This window comes from Flavobacterium sp. YJ01, assembly GCF_029320955.1.
Classification (GTDB): Bacteria; Bacteroidota; Bacteroidia; order Flavobacteriales; family Flavobacteriaceae; genus Flavobacterium.
The window spans coordinates 3335360-3355839 of record NZ_CP119757.1; the positions used below are offsets into that span (position 1 = coordinate 3335360).

Consider the following 20480-nt stretch of genomic DNA (forward strand, 5'->3'; position numbering starts at 1 on the left):
TATTCAGTTTTTAACTTTGCCAAAGTTTTTTTAGAATGTAGATTTCAGCAATCTAAAATCTACATTCTAAAATCTAAAATATTACTTCGCTTCTAAAGCATTTCCTTCAAATTGAATTCCGTCCCAACCTAAGTTGATGAAATTTCTAATATTTTGATGATTTGTTCCGTTTGGATCGCCTAAAACTTCTTCAAAATAAAAAGCGCCAAAACATGCTAAAGTTTCTTCTTTATTTAAATTCTGAAGTTTCGCGAAAGAAAACAATTTACAAGAACCAGAATTTTCGCCAGCAGCATTGTGTTGCGTTCCGTTTTGAAAAGCAGTTGGAGTAAAGTTGTAGTTTTCTTCGATTACTGCAATTGTTTCAGGAAATGTGATTTGTGTTGGAGTTTGTTTTACTTTTTCTAAAAAGGCTTGTACGCTCATGATTTTGATTTATTTTTTTACATTTAATGATATTGAAGTCTGCAAAGTAGTAATTTTTCCTCCAGATGGGATTTTTACTAATAGGTGTATTTTATTATCGCCTATTGATTTTGGGATAAACTCGTAATTAAATTTTGTTTGATTGTTTTGACCGATTTTAATTTCTCTTTTATTTTCAACCTTGTAAATTTCGTATTGAGGTAGTTTTTTATCTAATGTGTGAAACAAGAAGGAAATATTATTTTTTTTTCCAACTGTAAAAGATTCTACATCCGGAATTCCAATTAACATCTGAGAATTTATAAAATCGCGTTCATTTTTTGATAATGAATCTTTTAATTTTTGATTTTCATTTTCAAGTTGCGAAATTTTATCCAATAACGCTTTTTCTGCATTCAAACTATGATTTGAATTATTACAGCTTAATAATGCACAACAGATAATTATAAAAATTGTTTTTTTCATTAATTAAGAGAACTTTCTTGATTGTAAATAGCTTTTATTCTTCTTCGTCCTTAGAATATTTACTTTTCTTGGCTTCCTTTTCTATTGTTTTTCCAGCAACGACAACGACGATTTCGCCGCGTGGAGCTGTTTTTTCAAAATGCGCTAGAACTTCTTTCGCTGTTCCGCGTACATTTTCTTCGTGTAATTTTGATAATTCTCTGGAAACACAAACCTGCCTGTCTTCTCCAAAATACTGGATAAACTCACCTAAAGTTTTAACAAGTTTATGCGGAGAAACATATAAAATCATCGTTCGTGTTTCTTCGGCCAAAGCCAAAAAACGAGTTTGACGTCCTTTTTTATCGGGTAAGAAACCTTCAAAAATAAATTTGTCATTTGGTAGTCCGCTGTTTACAAGAGCGGGTACAAAGGCCGTTGCGCCTGGAAGACATTCCACTTCAATTTTATTTTCGACACAAGCGCGGGTTAACAAAAATCCTGGATCTGAAATTGCTGGAGTTCCTGCATCTGAAATCAATGCGATGGTTTCACCAGCCTTCAAACGAGCAATTAAATTTTCTGTGGTTTTGTGTTCGTTGTGCATATGATGGCTGTGCATGTGCGTGCCGATTTCAAAATGCTTCAAGAGCTTTCCGCTTGTTCGGGTGTCTTCCGCCAAAATCAAATCGACTTCTTTCAAAACCCGAATGGCTCTAAAAGTCATGTCTTCAAGATTGCCAATTGGCGTTGGAACGATATATAATTTTGACATAATTAATTTTGATAATTTAAACACAGATTGCACGAATTATCACGAATGATTAAAGTGCATAAAATTTCACATAAATGAATTAGTGAAAATCTGTGAAATTCGTGTTTATGAGAATTTCTTTTCAATAATTCCAAGAAAACGTTCTGCGTAATCGTCTTTTCCTTCCCAATTATTATAATCTGGTTTGACCATATTTTCGATAAATTCTTGCGCTTCTGCATAAGAATCAAAAGTTAAAAGCTGGTTTAAAACTCGACTGTAATCTTCAGTGCTATTTCCGAAAAGGTTTTTTGTAAAAGCAATTCTGTCATTCAAATCAATATGAAAACCTCTTGCCAATTTTTCGTTTAAACTAACTGCTTTTGGCTGTGCGGGAGTTTCTAGAATAGCAGTTTCGACTTTTTTCTCGTCCTTTTTTTCTTCCTTAAAATCATTTATCGAAGGAGTTTTAGCAGGAACAGCTTCAAAACTATCGACTTTTACAAACTGGGCATCAGCATAATTTATTCCAAAATCTTCAAACAAAATTGTCGGAATTGGAGAGCTTTTAGCTTTTGGTTCTTCTTTTTCCTCTTCTTTAATTTCTTCAGTTTCTAATTCAAAAGCTGGTTTGAAATCTGGAATTGGTTTCAATTCATTTACAGTTGTAAAAGAAAGTTCGTCAATCGCAGTTTTAGATTCTTCAATTTGTTCGATTTCTTTTTCTGCTGCAGGTTCAATGATTTCAGCAACAATTGGTTCCTCTGTTTTTTCTTCAACTGATTCAATAACCTCGGCAGCAATTGGTTCGGTTTCTTCTTCAATAATTGGTTCAGCAACTTCAGCAGCGATAGGTTCTTCTATTTCTTCTTCAATTGTTTCAGGAATTTCAGCAACGATTTCTTCTGCAATTTCTGGTTCGTAAGATTCCTCAAGTTCAATTATTGCTGATGGCTCAGGAATTTCTATTTGAGCATGAATTGTTTCTTCTTTATCGAAAATTGTTTCTAACTCTGAAGTAATATCATTTTGTCCAATTGTTGGTTTTGCAGCGTCGAAATTCTCTTCTACAAATTTTAATACCGCTAATTTCTCGTATAATCTCTGAGTTTCAAGGTACAATTGATTGATATCGGATTTGTTCTTAAGCTTCAAAATTCGATGAGCAATGCTGATTAAATCGGCTTCCAATTTTTTTTTCATAACTGTTGAAATTATAGTGAATAAGGTATTTTAGTGTATTTAATGTCTGAATGTCTCTATTCTCAAGGAAAAATCAAAAGATAATTTTTTATTTCTGTTAATAAGCTTTCGCTAATATTCGATTTGATAAAAATTTTCTACTTTTGAAAAAATGTAAAACAACACATTTTTACGTCGATTTATTACCAGTACAAAGTAATAAAAACTATTCATTTTTAAAGGCAGAAAAATACAAAATGTTTCTCGAAAATACAGTAAATCACAAAGAACAATTTGGTTGGATTGAAGTTATTTGTGGATCAATGTTTTCGGGTAAAACCGAAGAGCTGATTCGCAGATTAAAACGCGCTCAATTTGCCAAACAAAGAGTCGAAATCTTTAAACCTGCTATTGATACACGCTATCATGACGAAATGGTTGTATCTCACGACGCCAATCAAATTCGCTCTACACCAGTTCCTGCTGCGGCTAATATTTTAATTTTAGCGCAAGGCTGCGATGTGATTGGTATTGATGAAGCACAATTTTTTGATGACGAAATTATTACAGTTTGTAATGATTTGGCAAATCAAGGAATTCGAGTTATTGTTGCCGGATTAGATATGGATTTTAAAGGAAATCCGTTTGGTCCAATGCCAGGACTTATGGCAACTGCGGAATATGTGACGAAAGTTCATGCCGTTTGTACCAGAACTGGAAATTTAGCTAATTACAGCTTTAGAAAAACCGCAAATGATAAATTAGTAATGCTCGGTGAAACAGAAGAATACGAGCCACTTAGCCGTGCAGCGTATTTTAATGCCATGAAAAAAAATCAGGAAAAATAAAAATATATTATAAGCCGTAATTAATCTGAGATATGAGAAAACAAAACATTTTATTATTAATATTGATTGGAATTGCGGTTGCTTTAGTTGCGTATTTTCAACTTTTTCTTTCTGAAAATGCTAATGAAGTAAATACCGAAGTAGTTGAATTGGTTGCAAAATACAATAAAAATTGCCCGTTAAACATTCAAGAAGGAATTCGTTTAGACAGCGTAAGTCTTCCAGAAGAAAGATTTGTTCAGTATAATTTGACTTTGTTGAATGTTGCTAAAGAAACGGCTGAGATAAATGTTATTAAAGAAGAAATTGAAAAAAGTTTGATTAGCACAGCAAAAGCAAATCCAGGACTTCAGGTTTTTAGAGATAATGATTATACTTTGATTTATCATTATAGCGATAAAAAGAAAGAATTTTTATTTGATGTGAAGATATTGCCAGATCAATATAAATAATCAAGATTAATTTATAAAGCAAACCCGATAGATCTTAAAAATCTATCGGGTTTGCTTTTTTGAAAACGATTGTCAGGCTGAGCGAAGTCGAAGCCCTATACGCAATGCTTCGACTTCGCTCAGCCTGACAATAAATTGAGAACATAAAAAACCCGACAAGATTTTAAAACCTGTCGGGTTACTATTTAAATGAACTTATATTTCTTATATGGTTATAAAAAAAATCTAAATTTTCTTTCTCATTCTCGCTACAGGAATATCCAGCTGTTCGCGATATTTTGCGATAGTTCTTCTTGCAATTGGATAACCTTTTTCTTTTAAAATTTCAGCCAATTGATCGTCTGGAAGCGGTTTTCTCTTATCTTCTTCTTCAATTGTGTTTTGAAGAATTTTTTTAATTTCTAAAGTAGAAACATCTTCTCCCTGATCATTTTTCATTGCCTCAGAAAAGAATTCTTTAATTAGTTTTGTTCCGTATGGAGTTTCAACATATTTACTGTTTGCAACACGAGAAATGGTCGAAATATCCAAACCAACCATATCTGCAATGTCTTTTAAGATCATTGGTTTTAGTTTGGTTTCGTCGCCATCCAAGAAATATTCTTCCTGATAATGCATTATCGCGTTCATCGTTACAAAAAGCGTCTCTTGGCGCTGTCTAATCGCATCGATAAACCATTTAGCAGAATCTAGCTTTTGTTTGATAAACTGAACGGCATCTTTCTGAGCAGTCGATTTATCACGAGATTCTTTATAGGTTTGCATCATTTCCTGATAATCTTTAGAAACGTGCAGGGAAGGAGCATTACGTCCGTTTAGGGTTAATTCCAATTCGCCGTCCACAATTCTGATTGCAAAATCTGGAACAACATTTTCCGTAACTTTATTATTTCCTGTAAAAGATCCGCCCGGTTTTGGGTTTAGTCTTTCGATTTCGTGAATCGCTTTTTTAAGCTGTTCGTTCGAAACGCTGTATTTCTGTAAAAGTTTATCGTAATGTTTCTTCGTAAAAGCATCAAACTGATTTTCGATAATATCGATTGCTAAATCAACATATTCAGTTGGAGTTTTGTGCTTTAATTGCAATAACAAACATTCTTGAAGGTCACGTGCGCCAACTCCCGAAGGTTCTAATTCGTGAATAACGGTCATCATTTTCTCGACCATTGCTTCATCAGTATAAATTCCCTGAGTAAAAGCCATATCGTCTACAATATCCGGAATGCTTCTGCGGATATAACCCATATCATCAATACTTCCAACAAGGAATTCAGCGATTTCGCGTTCTTCATCATTCAAAATAAAAGTATTCAGCTGATTGATTAAATCCTGATGAAAACTTATCGGAGCAGCAAAAGGTGTCTCGCGCTCTTCGTCGTCGCTGTAATTGTTTACCTGAGTTTTGTAATCAGGCGTATCGTCGTCGCTTAGATATTCGTCAATGTTAATGTCGTCTGCTTCGATTCTGTCTGATTCTGCATCATCATAATCGTCGTAGTCTTCATTTGCATATTCATCAGCTTCGTAATCGTCTTCTTTACCAGCTTCCAAAGCTGGATTTTCGTTCATTTCTTCTAATAAACGCTGTTCAAAAGCTTGCGTAGGCAATTGAATTAACTTCATCAGCTGAATTTGCTGTGGAGATAATTTTTGGGATAATTTTAAATTTAAAAATTGCTTTAGCATTTGTTTTTGTTAAAAGTTTCAAGTTTCAAGTTTCAGGTTGTAGAACGTGCCACAACTTGAAACTTGAAACCTGAAACAAATATTATTATATTTTAAAACCTTAGAATCTTAGTACCTCAGTATCTTAGAACCTCAGATTAAAATTCCGCACTTCCAGGAGTTCTTGGGAAAGGAATTACGTCTCTAATGTTTGTCATTCCAGTTACAAACAATACTAAACGTTCAAATCCTAAACCGAAACCTGCGTGTGTTGCAGAACCAAATCTTCTCGTATCTAAATACCAGTATAATTCTTCTTGGTCAATTTCTAACGCTTTCATTTTTTCAACCAAAACATCGTAACGTTCTTCTCTTTCAGAACCACCAACGATTTCTCCAATTCCAGGGAAAAGGATATCCATTGCACGAACCGTTTCTCTTCCTGGTTCTGTGTTGTCGTTCAAACGCATGTAAAACGCTTTAATGTTTGCTGGGTAATCAAACAAAATTACCGGACATTTAAAGTGTTTTTCAACTAAATAACGTTCGTGTTCCGATTGTAAATCAGCTCCCCATTCGTTAATGATATATTGGAATTTCTTCTTTTTATTTGGAGTTGAATCTCTTAAAATGTCAATCGCTTCAGTATAAGAAACACGTTTGAAGTTGTTTTCTAAAACGAAGTTCAACTTCTCTAACAAAGCCATTTCACTTCTTTCTGCCTGAGGTTTTGATTTTTCTTCTTCTAAAAGTCTTCCTTCCAAGAATTTCAAATCGTCTTTACAGTTGTCTAAAGCATATTTAATTACGTACTGAATAAAATCTTCAGCCAAATCCATGTTGTCATCAAGGTTGTTGAAAGCAACTTCTGGCTCGATCATCCAGAATTCTGCCAAGTGACGAGAAGTGTTTGAGTTTTCAGCTCTAAACGTTGGCCCAAAAGTATAAATCTGACCTAAAGCCATTGCGAAAGTTTCTCCTTCTAATTGTCCAGAAACCGTTAAGTTAGTGTGTTTTCCAAAGAAATCTTTTTTGAAGTCGATGTTTCCTTCTTCATTTTTTGGAAGATTATCCAAAGGCAAAGAAGTAACTTGGAACATTTCTCCAGCACCTTCAGCATCAGCTCCAGTGATAATTGGCGTGTTTACGTAAACAAAACCTTTATCCTGAAAATATTTGTGAACTGCATAAGACAATACCGAACGCACACGCATAATCGCACCAAAAGCATTTGTACGTACGCGCAAGTGAGCGTTTTCACGTAAAAATTCTAAAGAGTGTTTTTTAGGCTGCATTGGGAATTTCTCTGCATCAGAATCTCCAAGGATTTCCAATTTTGTAACCTGAATTTCGTATTTCTGACCAGCACCTTTACTTTCTACCAAAGTTCCAATTACAGAAACCGCTGCTCCAGTTGTGATTCTTTTTAAAGTCTCTTCTGGTGTATTTTCAAAATCAACAACACATTGAATATTATTAATTGTAGAACCGTCATTTAAAGCGATGAACTGATTATTTCTAAAAGTTCTCACCCAACCTTTTGCATTCACTTCCTGTAACGTAGTCGTACTGTTTAATAAGTCTCTAACTTTTGTGTGTTTCATTTTTATATATAATTGATATTAAATAATATTCGTTTTGAACAACTGCAAATATAATCGATAATAATTAATTTTTGAAGCTGTTTCCCGCTCTTCGCTATATCTTTCTATTTTTAAAGGAAAAATAGAAAGGATGCCGCCACGATCGGGGCTAGGGCATTTGGTTTCAAAAGAAGCAATTTCTCTTGTTTTGTCATTTCGACGAAGGAGAAATCTTCGTAAGAAACTCTACAAAGTTATGAGTTACTAAGCGGAGCTATTTGCGGAGATTTGCTTCGCCTATTCGCTATCGCTCGAGTCTCCTTCGTCGAAATGACAATATTGTGGCAAATCTTTGTCGATCTTCGTGTGAGATTCCTCGTTCCTCGGAATGACAAACTGTACGTTAATCTTTGTCAAAGTTCGAAACTTTGACAAAGATTTTTTTATTTTTAATTCGTGCCAATTCGTGAAATTCGTGGCAAAAAAAAATTATTTCTCCAAACTCTCCAATTCTTCTTTCTTAGTTTTCTTCTTTTCGAAAGTTAAAACCAATGAAGGCAATACAACCAAGTTAGCAAACATCGCAAAAACCAAAGTACAAGAAATTAATCCTCCTAAAGCAATTGTACCGCTGAAACTTGATAATGTGAAAGTTGCAAAACCTAAAATCAAAACCACAGAAGTATAGAAAGTACTTACTCCAGTTTCTCTCAAAGCGCTGAAAACAGATTTCTTCACTTTTCCTTTATTTTGCATCAGATCATGTTTGTATTTCGCCATAAACTGAATCGCATTATCTACCGAGATTCCGAAAGCGATACTGAATACCAGAATCGTCGAAGGTTTTAGAGGAATTCCAAAATAACCCATTAATCCCGAAGTAATACAAAGCGGTAAAATATTCGTAATCAAAGAAGCTGCTACCATTTTGAACGAACGGAATAAATACAACATTAAAATTGCAATAGTCAAAATCGCGAACAATAACGACTCGATTAAGTTGTGTGCTAAATAAGTTGTTCCTTTTTGGAAAACTAAAGCTTTTCCTGTAATCGTAACTTTATAACGCTCTTTCGGGAAAATTTCGTCAATTTTTTTGCGAAGTTTTCCTTCTACTTTTGCCATTTCATCGGTTCCGATATCTTTCATGAAAGTCGTGATTCGCGCGTATTGTCCAGTTGAATCAACGTAGGCTTTCATTAAATTTTCTTTGCTGTTTTTGGTTGCATTTTTAGCATAACCCAAAATGAAAGTTTGTTCTTGAGAAGTTGGCAATTGGTAATATTCAGGATTTCCGTTGTAGAAAGCCTGTTTTGCATATTTAACCAAGTTTACAACAGAAACCGGTTTTGCCAATTCAGGAATTTCAGAAATAGTATTTTGCAATTCATCCATTTTACGAATTGTTGCTGGTTTCATAACACCTTTTTTCTTTTTGGTGTCAATCATAATTTCAAGCGGCATTACACCGTTGAATTCTTTTTCGTAAAATAAAATATCTTTAAAGAAAGAAGCGCTTTTTGGCATTTCGCCAATTAAACTTCCCGACACTTTCATTTGTCTAACTCCATTTAAACTTACTGCAAAAAGTACCGCATAAATAATATAAACGATTGTTTTTTTGCCTTTTACTACCGTTGCAACAGTATTTAAAAGTGTCGAAATATACGTTTTGTCTAAGTGGTATAAGTGTTTTGCTTTTGGCAATGGCATAAAACTGTAAATAATTGGCACGATAAAAAGTGTCAAAGTATAAACAGAAAGCACGTTGATTGAAGTTACCAAACCAAATTCAAAAAGCAATTCGTTTCCTGTAATCATCAAAGTGGCAAAACCAATTGCAGCCGTTAAATTAGTCATCAAAGTCGAAGATCCAATTTTTGAAATAACACGCTGTAACGCTTTTGCCTGATTATTGTGAAGTTTAATTTCCTGTTGATATTTATTAATCAAGAAAATACAGTTTGTAATTCCGATAACAATAATCAGTGGCGGAATAATTGCCGTTAAAATCGTGATTTTGTAACCAAATAATCCCAGTGTTCCAAACGACCAAGTTACACCGACAATTAAAATACAAATCGAAATAAAAGTAGCTCTAAACGAACGGAAAAAGAAAAAGAAAATCAAAGAAACCGTCAATAAAGACGCTCCAATAAAAAGTCCGATTTCGCCTTTCATATTGTCTGCGTTGATTGTACGGATGTATGGCATTCCAGAAACTTTAAGATCGATTCCAGTAGTTTTTTCGAATTTATCGATTTTCGGAACTAAATCCTTTAGAATAAAAGTCTTTCTTTCAGCTGTATTTACCAGCGCTTTGTTCATGTAAATGGCAGAACGAACGCTTCCGCTTTCTTTATTAAACAAAAGACCTTCGTAAAAAGGAAGATTGTGAAACAAATCATATTGAACCGTTTTTAAATAAGCTGGATTAAGGGCTTTGCTTTCTTCAATAAAAGGCGCTAGAACAAATTTTTGGTTTACAGTATCTTTTTCCAATTTCTTCAAATCGTTCAAAGAAATTACCAAATCTACTTCTTTTGCTTTTTTCAGACCATTCATCAATTCGGTCCAAGCAGCGTAATTCTTAGGCGTAAAAAACTTAGGATCTTTAAAACCAATAACAATTAGATTTCCTTCTTCACCAAACTTATCAAGAAATTTTTGGTATTCTTTATTGGCAATATGATCTTTTGGAAGCAGATTCGCTTCGGTATAAGTCATAGACAAGTTTTTCCATTGATAACCAAAGAAAATGGTTAGCAAGGAAAGAATAACTAAAATAGTTATTCTGTTTTTAAGTATAATTCGGGCTAGTTTCTCCCAAAATCCGACTTGGACAGCGTTTTTCATATATTCTTTAAAAATGGATGCAAATGTAGTGAAAAGTGCTCGAAATCATAAATTAACCCATATATTTTACTTAACGTTAACACATATTTAGAAGATTTTCTGTTGTGATAATTTTCTTCTTTTTTACTGTATTACGATTAGCTTTTCTCATATTTGTAGTGAATTTGTAATGAAAACGAAACATTTTGTTTTTTATGTCGTTTAAAAGGGATTGATGATAAAAGAATTCAGGCAATCTTTGATACTACAATTGCTATTATAAAATAATTCAAGAACAGCTTTATGCAGCAAAACAATACAACAACTTTTATTTTTTTAGCAATTCTGCTATTGCTCATCATCATCATTTGTTTTATGATTTATCAATTAATGCAAATCAAAAAAGCAAAAGACGATGCTGAAAAAAGTTTTTATGCTTTAGAATCTAAAGTAAACGATTTGCAGTTGGAGAATTTAGAATCAAAATTAAATCCGCATTTGTTTAAGAATATTTTAAATTCGATTCAGTCGCACGCTTATCAAACCTATTTTGCTTTAGACAAACTGGCAAATGTTCTGGATTATATTTTATACGAAAGCAAAAAGAAATTCGTAACGGCAAAAGAAGAAATCAATTTTGCATTGAATTTAATCGAAATCAATAAAATAAAAATAAGTCCGCTTTTCGAGTTGAAAATCAAAACCAATATTAACGAAGACGATAAATTATACGATCAGCCTTTGTTGGCGCCTTTGATTTCTATTGATTTAATAGAAAACGCTTTTAAACATGCCGATCTTCAAAGTGCCGACGCTTTTATTTCGGTTGTTTTTGAGTTTAAAGACAACGCTTTTTTTATGACGGTTTCTAATAAAATCTCCGATAAAAAAGTATTAAAAAAGGAGCGAAGCGGTTTCGGACACGCGACTTTAGAACATAGACTTCGAATTATCTACAAGAATAATTTTAAACTCGATAAGTTTGTAGAAAACGACATTTATATTGCACATTTAAAAATAGATTTACTTGAATACAAAACTGAAATGCTTGCTTCTGGACGATGAGCTTCCGGGGTTGACTTATTTAAAAATGCTTTGCGAACAAATTCCAGAATTGGAAATTGTAAAGACATTTAACAATCCGCAGAAACTTTTGTCCGATATTCCCGAACTGGATTTTGATCTCTTAATTTCTGATATCGAAATGCCAGGAATGGATGGTTTGCATTTGGCTGAAATGCTGGACAATAAACTGGTGATTTTCTGCACGGCGTATAAAGATTATGCTGCCGATGCTTTTAATATTGATGCAGTTGATTACATCACAAAACCTGTAAAACTGGAGCGTCTTCAAAAAGCGATTACGAAAGCTTTTGAGCGTTTTGATAAATCGGATAATTCAAAAAAATTTATTCAATTGAATACCGATAAAGGAAAAACACTTTTGTATTTCAATAAAATTCAATACATCACAACAGCGGCAAGCGATAGTCGTGATAAAACGGTTTTATTGGCAGACGGAAGTTTTCTGAATTTGAAAAATGTGAAATTCGATACGCTTTTAAAAGAATTGCCCGATGCCGATTTCTGCAGAATCAACAAAAAAGAAATTGTAGCTGTAAAGGCAATAAAATTCTTTAACCATAACGAAATTGTGCTTCATCATTTAGAAGAAAATAATAAAAATACGGCTCTAATTCTGAGCGAAACTTATCGTTCTGATTTTTTGAAAAAGGTAAAATTATAACTTATTACAAAGTTTTTCCGACTTGTTACATACATTGAAAATTAGCTGGAAATTTGCTTTTTCACGTAAGACTCAGTTCTGATATTTGCGGCAATAAATCAAAAGAACGAGTTATGAATAACATTAAAAACTCTGTATTTTACATTACAATTATTGGCGGTTTTACAGCGCTGATTTATTGGGTAATTTCAAAAGGTGTCGCATTAGAAGCGGGACGAAACATCGTTAAAAAACAAATCGAAAGCAACCATTGGAATGATTTTCTAGATTCTATGGTTCATAATTTACAGCATCCTTTAGCCATTTTATTGGCACAGATCGTAACCATCATTTTAGTTGCCCGTTTATTTGGATGGTTTTTTAGAAAAATTGGTCAACCGTCTGTAATTGGTGAAATGATTGCAGGGATTGTTTTAGGACCATCTTTGGTCGGAATGTATTTTCCAGAATTTTCAGCCGCTTTATTTCCAAAAGAATCTTTAGGGAACTTGCAATTTTTAAGCCAGATTGGTTTGATTCTTTTCATGTTTGTTATCGGAATGGAATTGGATCTTAAAGTGCTAAAAAATAAAGCGCATGATGCTGTTGTTATTAGTCACGCCAGTATTGTAATTCCTTTCGCATTAGGATTAAGTTTAGCCTATTTTATATACCACACTTTTGCCCCAATTGGTGTTGAATTTTCTTCTTTCGGATTATTTATGGGAATTGCCATGAGTATAACTGCTTTTCCGGTTTTAGCCAGAATTGTTCAGGAAAGAGGAATGCAGAAAACAAAACTCGGTACTATTGCCATTACTTGTGCCGCTGCCGATGATATTACGGCTTGGTGTATTCTAGCAGTTGTAATTGCTATTGTAAAAGCGGGTTCGTTTACCAGTTCATTATACGTTATTGGTTTGGCGATTCTGTATGTAATTGTAATGCTGAAAATCGTTCGTCCGTTCTTGAAACGTGTTGGAGATTTAAATGCAACTCGTGAAAGTTTGAATAAACCAGTTGTTGCGATTTTCTTTATTACACTTTTAATTTCGGCTTATGCTTCAGAATTAATCGGAATTCACGCTTTATTCGGAGCTTTCTTGGCGGGAGCAATTATGCCAGAAAACAGTAAATTCAGAAATATATTTATCGAAAAAGTAGAAGATGTTGCTATTATCGTTTTATTACCATTATTTTTCGTATTTACAGGTTTGCGAACACAAATTGGCTTGCTGAATGATCCTGAATTATGGAAAATAACAGGATTAATTATTGCTGTTGCTGTTGCAGGTAAATTCTTTGGAAGTGCTCTAGCTGCAAAATTTGTTGGGCAAAACTGGAAAGATAGTTTGTCTATCGGAGCCCTTATGAATACTCGCGGATTAATGGAACTTGTAGTTTTGAATATTGGTTATGATCTTGGCGTTTTGTCTACGGAGATTTTTACCATGATGGTTATTATGGCTTTGATTACCACTTTTATGACAGGTCCAGCTTTAGATTTTATCGGATTTATTTTTAAAGATAAAGAAACTGCCGTGCCTCAGGAAATTGGAAATAAGAGCAAATACAAAATTCTGCTTTCGTTTGCGACTCCAGAAAGAGGAAAAAAACTGCTTCAGATTGCGAACAGTTTGGTTAAAAAACAGCCAGACAATTCGATTGTAACTGCAATGCATTTATCATTAAGTACAGAAATTCACTCTTTTGATGTAAAAGATCATGAACGAAAAATGTTAGTTCCAGTTATAGAAGAATCTAATCGTTTGAATCAGAATGTTGTGAGTCTGTTTAAAGTTTCTAATGATATTGATACTGATATTATTGATTCGGCAAATAATGGAGAATATGACTTGTTATTGATTGGTTTAGGACAATCTATTTTTGACGGAACTCTTCTTGGAAAAATTCTTGGATTTACAACCCGAATTGTAAATCCAGATCGTCTAATTGATAAGTTTACAGGAAAAGAAGGTTTGTTTGAAAATAATCCTTTTGATGAAAGAACCCGTCATATTATTGCAAAAACTAAAATGCCGGTCGGTATTCTTATCGATAAAGATTTAGAAGAAATAAATCAGGTTTTTATTCCTATGTTCAGTAAAGAAGATGCGTTTTTAATAGATTATGCTAAAAAATTAATCAATAATAATGGTTCGCAAATTACAGTTTTAGATGCTAGCGGTGAAGTTAAAAATACCAGAGATATTCAGGAAACGATTCGATCTATAGAACAGATTGCTCCTAATCATATTATGATTATGAATGACAGAACAATTAAAAAAGAGTTTTTAGACGGTCAAGATTTAATGATTATCAGTTTAGACAGTTGGAAAAAACTAATCGAATCTCAAAGTACATGGTTGAACAATACGCCTTCGGTTTTGATCTTGAAACCGTAAAGTTTTAGAAATTTCATATAAAAAATCCCAAATTCTTGTTTGAATTTGGGATTTTATTTTTTCTATAATTCGTCTAGTTTGTCATTTCGACCGAAGGGAGAAATCACACTAGAAATTTCGTAAAGTATATTGTTTTCAATCTTTGTCAATATGCGAGTGTGATTTCTCGTTCCTCGAAATGACAAACTTTGACTAAAAGTAAAAATTGTAGATTTTCTTTGTAGAATTATTGAAAGATCCTTATCCCGAAGCCTCGGGATCGCTCAGAAGGACAAAAGATGTAATAGCTTTGCGCTCTCATCAAAATTTATTTCCTAAAATTAGCTTTAGAGACCTTTGCGAATCCCGATAGCTATCGGGATTGTACGCTTTGCGTTAAAATCTCAATAAAAATTAAAGCCCTAAATCAAGAACATAAGAAATCTTAACCGCAATATTATCTTCAAATTTCAAAAGCTGATTTGGTCCATAACGATAGAATCCGCCCAAACCAAAACCTTTGAAAATCTTATTTAATTCAATTCCCGACTCAAAGAAACCTTTATCCAGCGTTTTATAATCTGGTCCAACATGCTGTTCTGGATTTTCCATATGCCCCCAAGCCATTCTTGTTACCAAAACCAAAGAAGGACGGACTTTTTTCATGACTTTAATTCGATCAAAGCCATGTTTAATTTGGAAAAACACATATTGACTAGAGAAAAATTCATTAAAAAACATGGTTTCAAAACTGTTTCTTCCTGCAAAAGTAATACGCTGAATAACAGTTTCTTTTGTCAAGTTATTCGGCATCGTATTGTACAAATGCGTAATCGGAACATCTCCAGTCGCATAACCAGCTTGCAAAAGCAAACTTGTTTTTTGACCGTTTAGATATTTTTTCTCGTATTCTGTTTTAAAATCGATTTTGCTGAATTTAAAGTCATTATCTAAAACATCTGGCAATGATTGCGTAAACTGAAAAGTAAATCTCGGAAATCTTTTGTCAGATTCTGTTCTTCCTGTCGGAGTCTGCATAAAATCGCTAAATGGCGCCCAAACAATAGAAGCCATCGCTGTTGTCATTATATAATCAGAATACAATTGTCCGTTATAATTAAAAAGATAATCAAATTTTGGTTCAATGTATGTTCTTGCAAATTCAAAAATAGCTTCCGTTTTCGGAATAATTTTCGTCTGAACATTGGCTTTCCAACCTGTATAATGGTAGAAAGTACTAATGTTAATCGGTCGCGGATCGTAAATTTTGAAAACACGTTTATCAACGGCAAAAACGGTACTTGCAATTTCTCGAACATCATCGGTATAATATCCGTTAAGCCACGTATTGGTATATTTATCCAATAAAACTCCAGAACCAACGCTGTATTTAAAAACACCATCTTTTGTTCCGTAAGCGCCGTAACCTTCAATTCTGAAATTTTTAGACAGACGATCGTTTGTAATTCCGCCCAATCCAAGTCGGAATCCTTCATAATTGTTATAACTGATGATTTTCTTTAAATCCAAATCAATCGGACCAATCGGATAAAAGCCATTAATGATTTTACGGCCAATTCCTAAACGTTTCTCAATTCGATTGCTAACAGAAAGACTGTCTAGCAATAAATACGTTTTCTGGCTTTTTAAGTCAAGATTTTCTTTACGATAGGCTTCCCAGAAGTTTTCTGGTTTTTTTGCTGCATCGTCTTTAATTTCGATATAAAGCGATGGATTTTTTATCGGATTGTTGGTGTTGACACGAATATCAAAGCTATTACTCTCAGAAATTAAATAAGTAAAATCAGAAGCAACTTTTTTTCTAGGTTCGAAATTCTCTTCAACGTCACCATCAAACTGAATCGTTCCGCCCAAAATTCTAATGTCGTCATCATTTTTTCCTTTTACAATTTTGAAAGTTGTATTGCTTTGAAACCATATTTTCTCTTTCGGATTATATTCAAATTCATGAATTCCGCTAATATCCAAAACGCCTTTAACACGCATTACAGCTTTTGCAACAGCAAAATTTTCTTTATCAATATATAAAACACCTTCTAAACCAGATGATTTTCGTTTCGATTTGTTTTTGAAATAAATCATGTAAGTATCGCGTCCGCGAATGCTTACTGTATCCAATAATTTGTAATTGTAACTTGAAGGAGCGCTAGCTGCAATTGGGTTTTCGTATTTGGTTTCAAACAATTCATATTTCGGATCGTAAATAGAAATAGATTGTAAGTTGAATGCGAGAACTTCATAAATGGGCTGTTTAAAACCAGCTATTTTAGTTCCAAGAACGGTTTCCTTTAATTTATTGTTTGCGAATTGATATTGCGAAACTTTCTCTGTCTGAAACAAATGCTGTTTGCTTACAATTTCTTTGAATTTATAATCGGAAGAATCAATATTGATGATTTTTTTATCCAGATTTTTATATGATGCACTAGAATCTATTCGACCGTCTATCGAATCTGGATTGGCAGTTACAATAAGTTTGTTATACGTTTTGTATTCAAAATTATTGAGTTTCTTCTGCGGATCATTGAGCGATTTGTTTGCAATAACTTTTTTGATTATCGTTAATGCCGGATTTTCATTAGAAACAACAACTTCTTTTAAATCATCTGTTTGCTGTGCAAGAGAAACTGCATAAAAAGTTTTGCCGTTTAATAAAGCAATAGTTTTAGTCTTAAAACCAATATAAGATATAGTAAGTGTATTTGCAGATGAACTGATTTTAAAAATAAACTTTCCATCAACATCTGTAATAGTGTTGTTGTTTTCAGAAGTCGTAATCGTGGCAAACGGAAGAGGTTTATTGTTCGAATCGGTTATGATTCCGTTTATTTGAATTTGCGCTTGAAGTGTAAGCGTAAAAAACAAAGTCAAAAAACAAAATAGCTTCATACAGAATGATATAGTTTCAAAAACGAAAAGATTTTAATTTTCGTATGCAAAAGTAGGAATAAAAAAATCCGTCTGGCAAATAAACCAAACGGATTTTTATTTTATCACAAATCTTACTTAAACTTTCATGATTTCGGCTTCTTTCGCAACCAATAATTCATCGATTTTTTTAATGTAAGCGTTTGTTAAGTTTTGAACTTCTTCTTCTGCAGATTTGCAAACATCTTCTGAAGTTCCTTCTTTTTCTAGTTTTTTAATATCAGTATTAGCATCTTTACGAGAGTTACGAATACCAATTTTAGCATCTTCAGCTTCAGATTTTGCTTGTTTTGCTAAATCACGACGACGCTCTTCTGTTAATGGCGGAACACTGATAATTACCATGTCTCCATTATTCATTGGGTTAAAACCAATGTTTGCGATTAAGATTGCTTTTTCAATTGCTTGCAGCATATTTTTTTCAAATGGCTGTAATGTAATTGTTCTAGCATCTGGAACACTAATTTTAGATACTTGAGAAAGTGGTGTTTGAGACCCGTAATAATCTACAAATACACCTCCAAGCATAGCTGGAGAAGCTTTTCCTGCACGAATATTAAGAAATTCTTTCTCTAAGTGTGCAATAGTACCGTTCATAGATTCTTCAGTACTTTCTAAAATAAAGTCTATTTCTTCAGTCATTTTTTTAGATTTTTAGATTTTTAGAAGATTAGATTTTTAGACTTAAAAATTGACTCTTCTAATTTACTATCTAGTGTTATTTTGGTTTTCTATTCTTTTTTGAAAATTATAAAGATTGATATTTGTCCAATCTTCTAATAATCTAAGGTAGTCTATATATGTACTACAGTTCCGATGTTTTCACCGTCACAAATTTTCAAAAGATTTCCGATTTTATTCATATCAAAAACAACGATTGGCAATTTGTTTTCTTGGCTTAAAGTAAATGCAGTTGTATCCATAACATTTAATCCTTTTTTCAGAACATCATCAAAAGTAATAAGATCAAATTTTACTGCCGAAGCGTTTTTCTCTGGATCAGAATCGTAAACACCGTCAACACGAGTTCCTTTAAGGATAACATCAGCATTAATTTCAATTCCTCTTAAAACTGCTGCTGTGTCCGTTGTAAAATAAGGGTTTCCAGTTCCTGCACCAAAAATTACAATTCTCCCTTTTTCAAGGTGACGGTCAGCTCTTCTTTTGATGTATGGTTCTGCAATAGATTCCATTTTTAGCGCCGTTTGAAGACGAGTTTTCATTCCTTTATCTTCAAGAGCGCCTTGTAATGCCATTCCGTTGATGACAGTAGCAAGCATTCCCATGTAATCTCCTTGCACTCTGTCCATACCAGCACTTGCCCCAGCAACGCCTCTAAATATATTTCCTCCTCCAATAACGATGGCAATTTCTACGCCTTTATCGTGGATCTGCTTGATTTCATCTGCATATTCGGCTAGTCTTTTCGGGTCTATACCGTATTGTAAATCACCCATCAGCGCTTCGCCGCTAAGTTTTAGAAGAATTCTTTTATATTTCATGTGTGTGTCGCGTTAATTTGTGCAAATATAGACATATTCTGATTTTTAAAAATAATGTTTGCAAAAAATTAATCGTGGTTATGAATTTAGATTAATAAAGATCTCAAATGTTATTTTTTTCTAATGTGATAATTGTCATTTCTACATCTTTCTAAATTTCGTATTTTTATATATCCTAAAAATTAAAAATATGAAAAGCATCGTAGCCAAAGGACTATTCAATAGTCATTCGTATGTTGAATATAGAAAAATTGTAACCGATTTATTATTCGAAGGAAAATCAACTGGAAATGAACAATCGGAAAGTTTGACCAATTATTCTAAATTGAATGAAGCTAGAATGAACCGTTTGGAAAAAACAATCACGATTTCTGATGATGTTGCGGCTAAACTTCAAAACTTAGACAATCATTACATTTGGCTCGTTCTTTCTGAAGGCTGGTGCGGAGATGCTGCGCAGATTCTTCCGATTTTGAATAAAATGGCTTTGGCTTCAAATAAAAAAATAGACTTAAGAATTGCATTTCGAGATGAAAATGAGGATTTAATGAGTCATTATTTAACGAATGGCGGAAGAGCAATTCCAAAAGTAATTGTTATTTGTAAAGAAGCAGGAATTGTTCGTACAGATTGGGGACCAAGACCAAAAGGAGCTTCAGAATTAATGGCAAAACACAAAAGAGAAGTCGGTCCGATTGACGAAAAAATAAAAACAGATTTGCAATTATGGTATTTGGCAGACAAAGGAATTTCTGTTCAGGAAGAATTGCTGGAAATTATGGAAAATATTAAGTATAATCGACTTTAAATTTGCTTAATATGTTGATAAACAAATAATTTGGTTGATAAAATTATCTTAAAGACTTTTTATTTTGGGTTTAATTGTGTAATTTAGTATTGCTAACCCACTTCTATTATAACTTTCTGATTTACTCTTTTTATTGGTGTTTATTTAATGTTTAACACTTAAAAAGTACACTATTATGAAAAAGTTATTCGAAAGGTTTTATGATTTCTTCTCTCAATTTTTATTTGGAGGAAAAAATGTGCCTCACTATTAACTCAAGGAAATAAGTATGAAATAATTTTACTTATCGACTTTAGGAAACACGGCACATTACTCCATAAAAAAAGTAATGTGCTTTTTTATTTTTTAAAAAGAAAATTAGTCTTCTTGAGAATTGAAGCTAAAGAAATCCGTTAAGGTTACTCCAAAAGAAATACTTCCTATGCTTTTTTGGTCGTAAAGGCGAAAACCATAATCACTGATTTCTGCAAAAAGGATAAAATCATCATTACCAATTCCGAGTTTTATCTTTTTGTATTCTCCATTTAAGTTGCCGCGGCCTAAGGCAAAACCTTTTCCGTATCCAGCTTGTAGCATTATTCTGGTTTCTGGGCCAACTTTTGGACTTAATCCGAAATTTAGATATACAGGAACTGCGACAAGTTTGTCGTCCCATTTATAGTCAATTCCACTATGAATTCCGAAAGTAAGCCATTTTCGATAATGAACTCCACACCCAATTTTTGATCCTAAACCATTCGGAACCAAAAAGGCATTTGAAGAAGTTGTTTCGGGATAATAATAAGAGTCATCTCGATCTTGATTTCCTGTTATAGAAACTGCAAAATCAAATTGTGTGTATGTGAATTTGGTTACTTGACCGTGAACAAATGAATTAAAGAATGAAATAAATGCAATAGTCAGTAAAATTCTTTTCATACAA

General features: G+C 33.2%; 17 protein-coding genes. 6 read left to right on the forward strand and 11 right to left on the reverse strand.

The window, feature by feature from the left end; genetic code table 11:
- Positions 1-81: 81 nt before the first annotated feature.
- The 4 genes from P0R33_RS14580 to P0R33_RS14595 all read right to left on the reverse strand — a co-directional run bounded on the left by P0R33_RS14580 (position 82) and on the right by P0R33_RS14595 (position 2827).
- Positions 82-426 (reverse strand): HopJ type III effector protein, encoded by a 345-nt coding sequence (locus P0R33_RS14580; RefSeq protein ID WP_276171909.1) that lies wholly within the window; start codon positions 424-426, stop codon positions 82-84.
- Between the two features lie 9 nt (positions 427-435).
- Complete coding sequence (locus tag P0R33_RS14585; protein WP_276171910.1) at positions 436-891, reverse strand: hypothetical protein; 456 nt, start codon at positions 889-891, stop codon at positions 436-438.
- A 34-nt stretch (positions 892-925) separates the two neighbouring features.
- On the reverse strand, positions 926-1645 hold the full coding sequence (gene rsmI / locus P0R33_RS14590) for a 16S rRNA (cytidine(1402)-2'-O)-methyltransferase (RefSeq protein WP_276171911.1): 720 nt from the start codon (positions 1643-1645) through the stop codon (positions 926-928).
- Positions 1646-1750: 105 nt separating this feature from the next.
- The gene (locus tag P0R33_RS14595) at positions 1751-2827 is read right to left on the reverse strand and encodes a hypothetical protein (protein WP_276171912.1); all 1077 of its coding nucleotides are present in this window, start codon (positions 2825-2827) and stop codon (positions 1751-1753) included.
- 236 nt (positions 2828-3063) lie between these two features.
- On the opposite strand from P0R33_RS14595, the gene P0R33_RS14600 reads away from it, so the two are divergent.
- Both P0R33_RS14600 and P0R33_RS14605 read left to right on the forward strand, forming a co-directional pair.
- Positions 3064-3654 carry a thymidine kinase gene (locus P0R33_RS14600; RefSeq protein WP_276175660.1) on the forward strand — a complete coding sequence of 197 codons (591 nt, stop codon included), beginning with the start codon at positions 3064-3066 and terminating at the stop codon, positions 3652-3654.
- A 32-nt stretch (positions 3655-3686) separates the two neighbouring features.
- Complete coding sequence (locus P0R33_RS14605) at positions 3687-4106, forward strand: hypothetical protein (RefSeq protein WP_276171913.1); 420 nt, start codon at positions 3687-3689, stop codon at positions 4104-4106.
- Positions 4107-4331: 225 nt separating this feature from the next.
- Here the strand turns inward: P0R33_RS14605 and rpoN are convergent, their stop codons facing one another.
- From rpoN to P0R33_RS14620, 3 genes are all read right to left on the reverse strand, one after another.
- The gene (gene rpoN / locus P0R33_RS14610; protein WP_276171914.1) at positions 4332-5792 is read right to left on the reverse strand and encodes an RNA polymerase factor sigma-54; all 1461 of its coding nucleotides are present in this window, start codon (positions 5790-5792) and stop codon (positions 4332-4334) included.
- A gap of 137 nt (positions 5793-5929) precedes the next feature.
- On the reverse strand, positions 5930-7375 hold the full coding sequence (asnS, locus tag P0R33_RS14615; protein ID WP_276171915.1) for an asparagine--tRNA ligase: 1446 nt from the start codon (positions 7373-7375) through the stop codon (positions 5930-5932).
- A gap of 468 nt (positions 7376-7843) precedes the next feature.
- A complete protein-coding gene (locus P0R33_RS14620; RefSeq protein WP_276171916.1) occupies positions 7844-10210 on the reverse strand; it encodes an MMPL family transporter in 2367 nt (788 codons plus the stop codon).
- A gap of 282 nt (positions 10211-10492) precedes the next feature.
- On the opposite strand from P0R33_RS14620, the gene P0R33_RS14625 reads away from it, so the two are divergent.
- The 3 genes from P0R33_RS14625 (at position 10493) to P0R33_RS14635 (ending at position 14320) form a co-directional block, all read left to right on the forward strand.
- A complete protein-coding gene (locus tag P0R33_RS14625) occupies positions 10493-11254 on the forward strand; it encodes a histidine kinase (protein ID WP_276171917.1) in 762 nt (253 codons plus the stop codon).
- The gene (locus tag P0R33_RS14630; protein WP_276171918.1) at positions 11217-11936 is read left to right on the forward strand and encodes a response regulator transcription factor; all 720 of its coding nucleotides are present in this window, start codon (positions 11217-11219) and stop codon (positions 11934-11936) included. The genes P0R33_RS14625 and P0R33_RS14630 overlap by 38 nt, the downstream gene beginning before the upstream one ends.
- A gap of 113 nt (positions 11937-12049) precedes the next feature.
- Positions 12050-14320 (forward strand): cation:proton antiporter, encoded by a 2271-nt coding sequence (locus P0R33_RS14635; RefSeq protein ID WP_276171919.1) that lies wholly within the window; start codon positions 12050-12052, stop codon positions 14318-14320.
- 393 nt (positions 14321-14713) lie between these two features.
- Here P0R33_RS14635 and P0R33_RS14640 read toward each other — a convergent pair whose 3' ends face one another.
- The 3 genes from P0R33_RS14640 to pyrH all read right to left on the reverse strand — a co-directional run bounded on the left by P0R33_RS14640 (position 14714) and on the right by pyrH (position 18750).
- Entirely contained in the window at positions 14714-17209 is a 2496-nt protein-coding gene (locus P0R33_RS14640) for a DUF5686 family protein (RefSeq protein ID WP_276171920.1), read from the reverse strand.
- Between the two features lie 117 nt (positions 17210-17326).
- A complete protein-coding gene (gene frr, locus P0R33_RS14645) occupies positions 17327-17890 on the reverse strand; it encodes a ribosome recycling factor (protein ID WP_276171921.1) in 564 nt (187 codons plus the stop codon).
- A 152-nt stretch (positions 17891-18042) separates the two neighbouring features.
- Entirely contained in the window at positions 18043-18750 is a 708-nt protein-coding gene (gene pyrH / locus P0R33_RS14650) for a UMP kinase (RefSeq protein WP_184159517.1), read from the reverse strand.
- Positions 18751-18940: 190 nt separating this feature from the next.
- Between pyrH and P0R33_RS14655 the strand changes: the two genes are divergently transcribed.
- Entirely contained in the window at positions 18941-19558 is a 618-nt protein-coding gene (locus tag P0R33_RS14655) for a thioredoxin family protein (protein ID WP_276171922.1), read from the forward strand.
- A 357-nt stretch (positions 19559-19915) separates the two neighbouring features.
- Here P0R33_RS14655 and P0R33_RS14660 read toward each other — a convergent pair whose 3' ends face one another.
- The gene (locus P0R33_RS14660; protein WP_276171923.1) at positions 19916-20476 is read right to left on the reverse strand and encodes a hypothetical protein; all 561 of its coding nucleotides are present in this window, start codon (positions 20474-20476) and stop codon (positions 19916-19918) included.
- Positions 20477-20480: the final 4 nt, after the last annotated feature.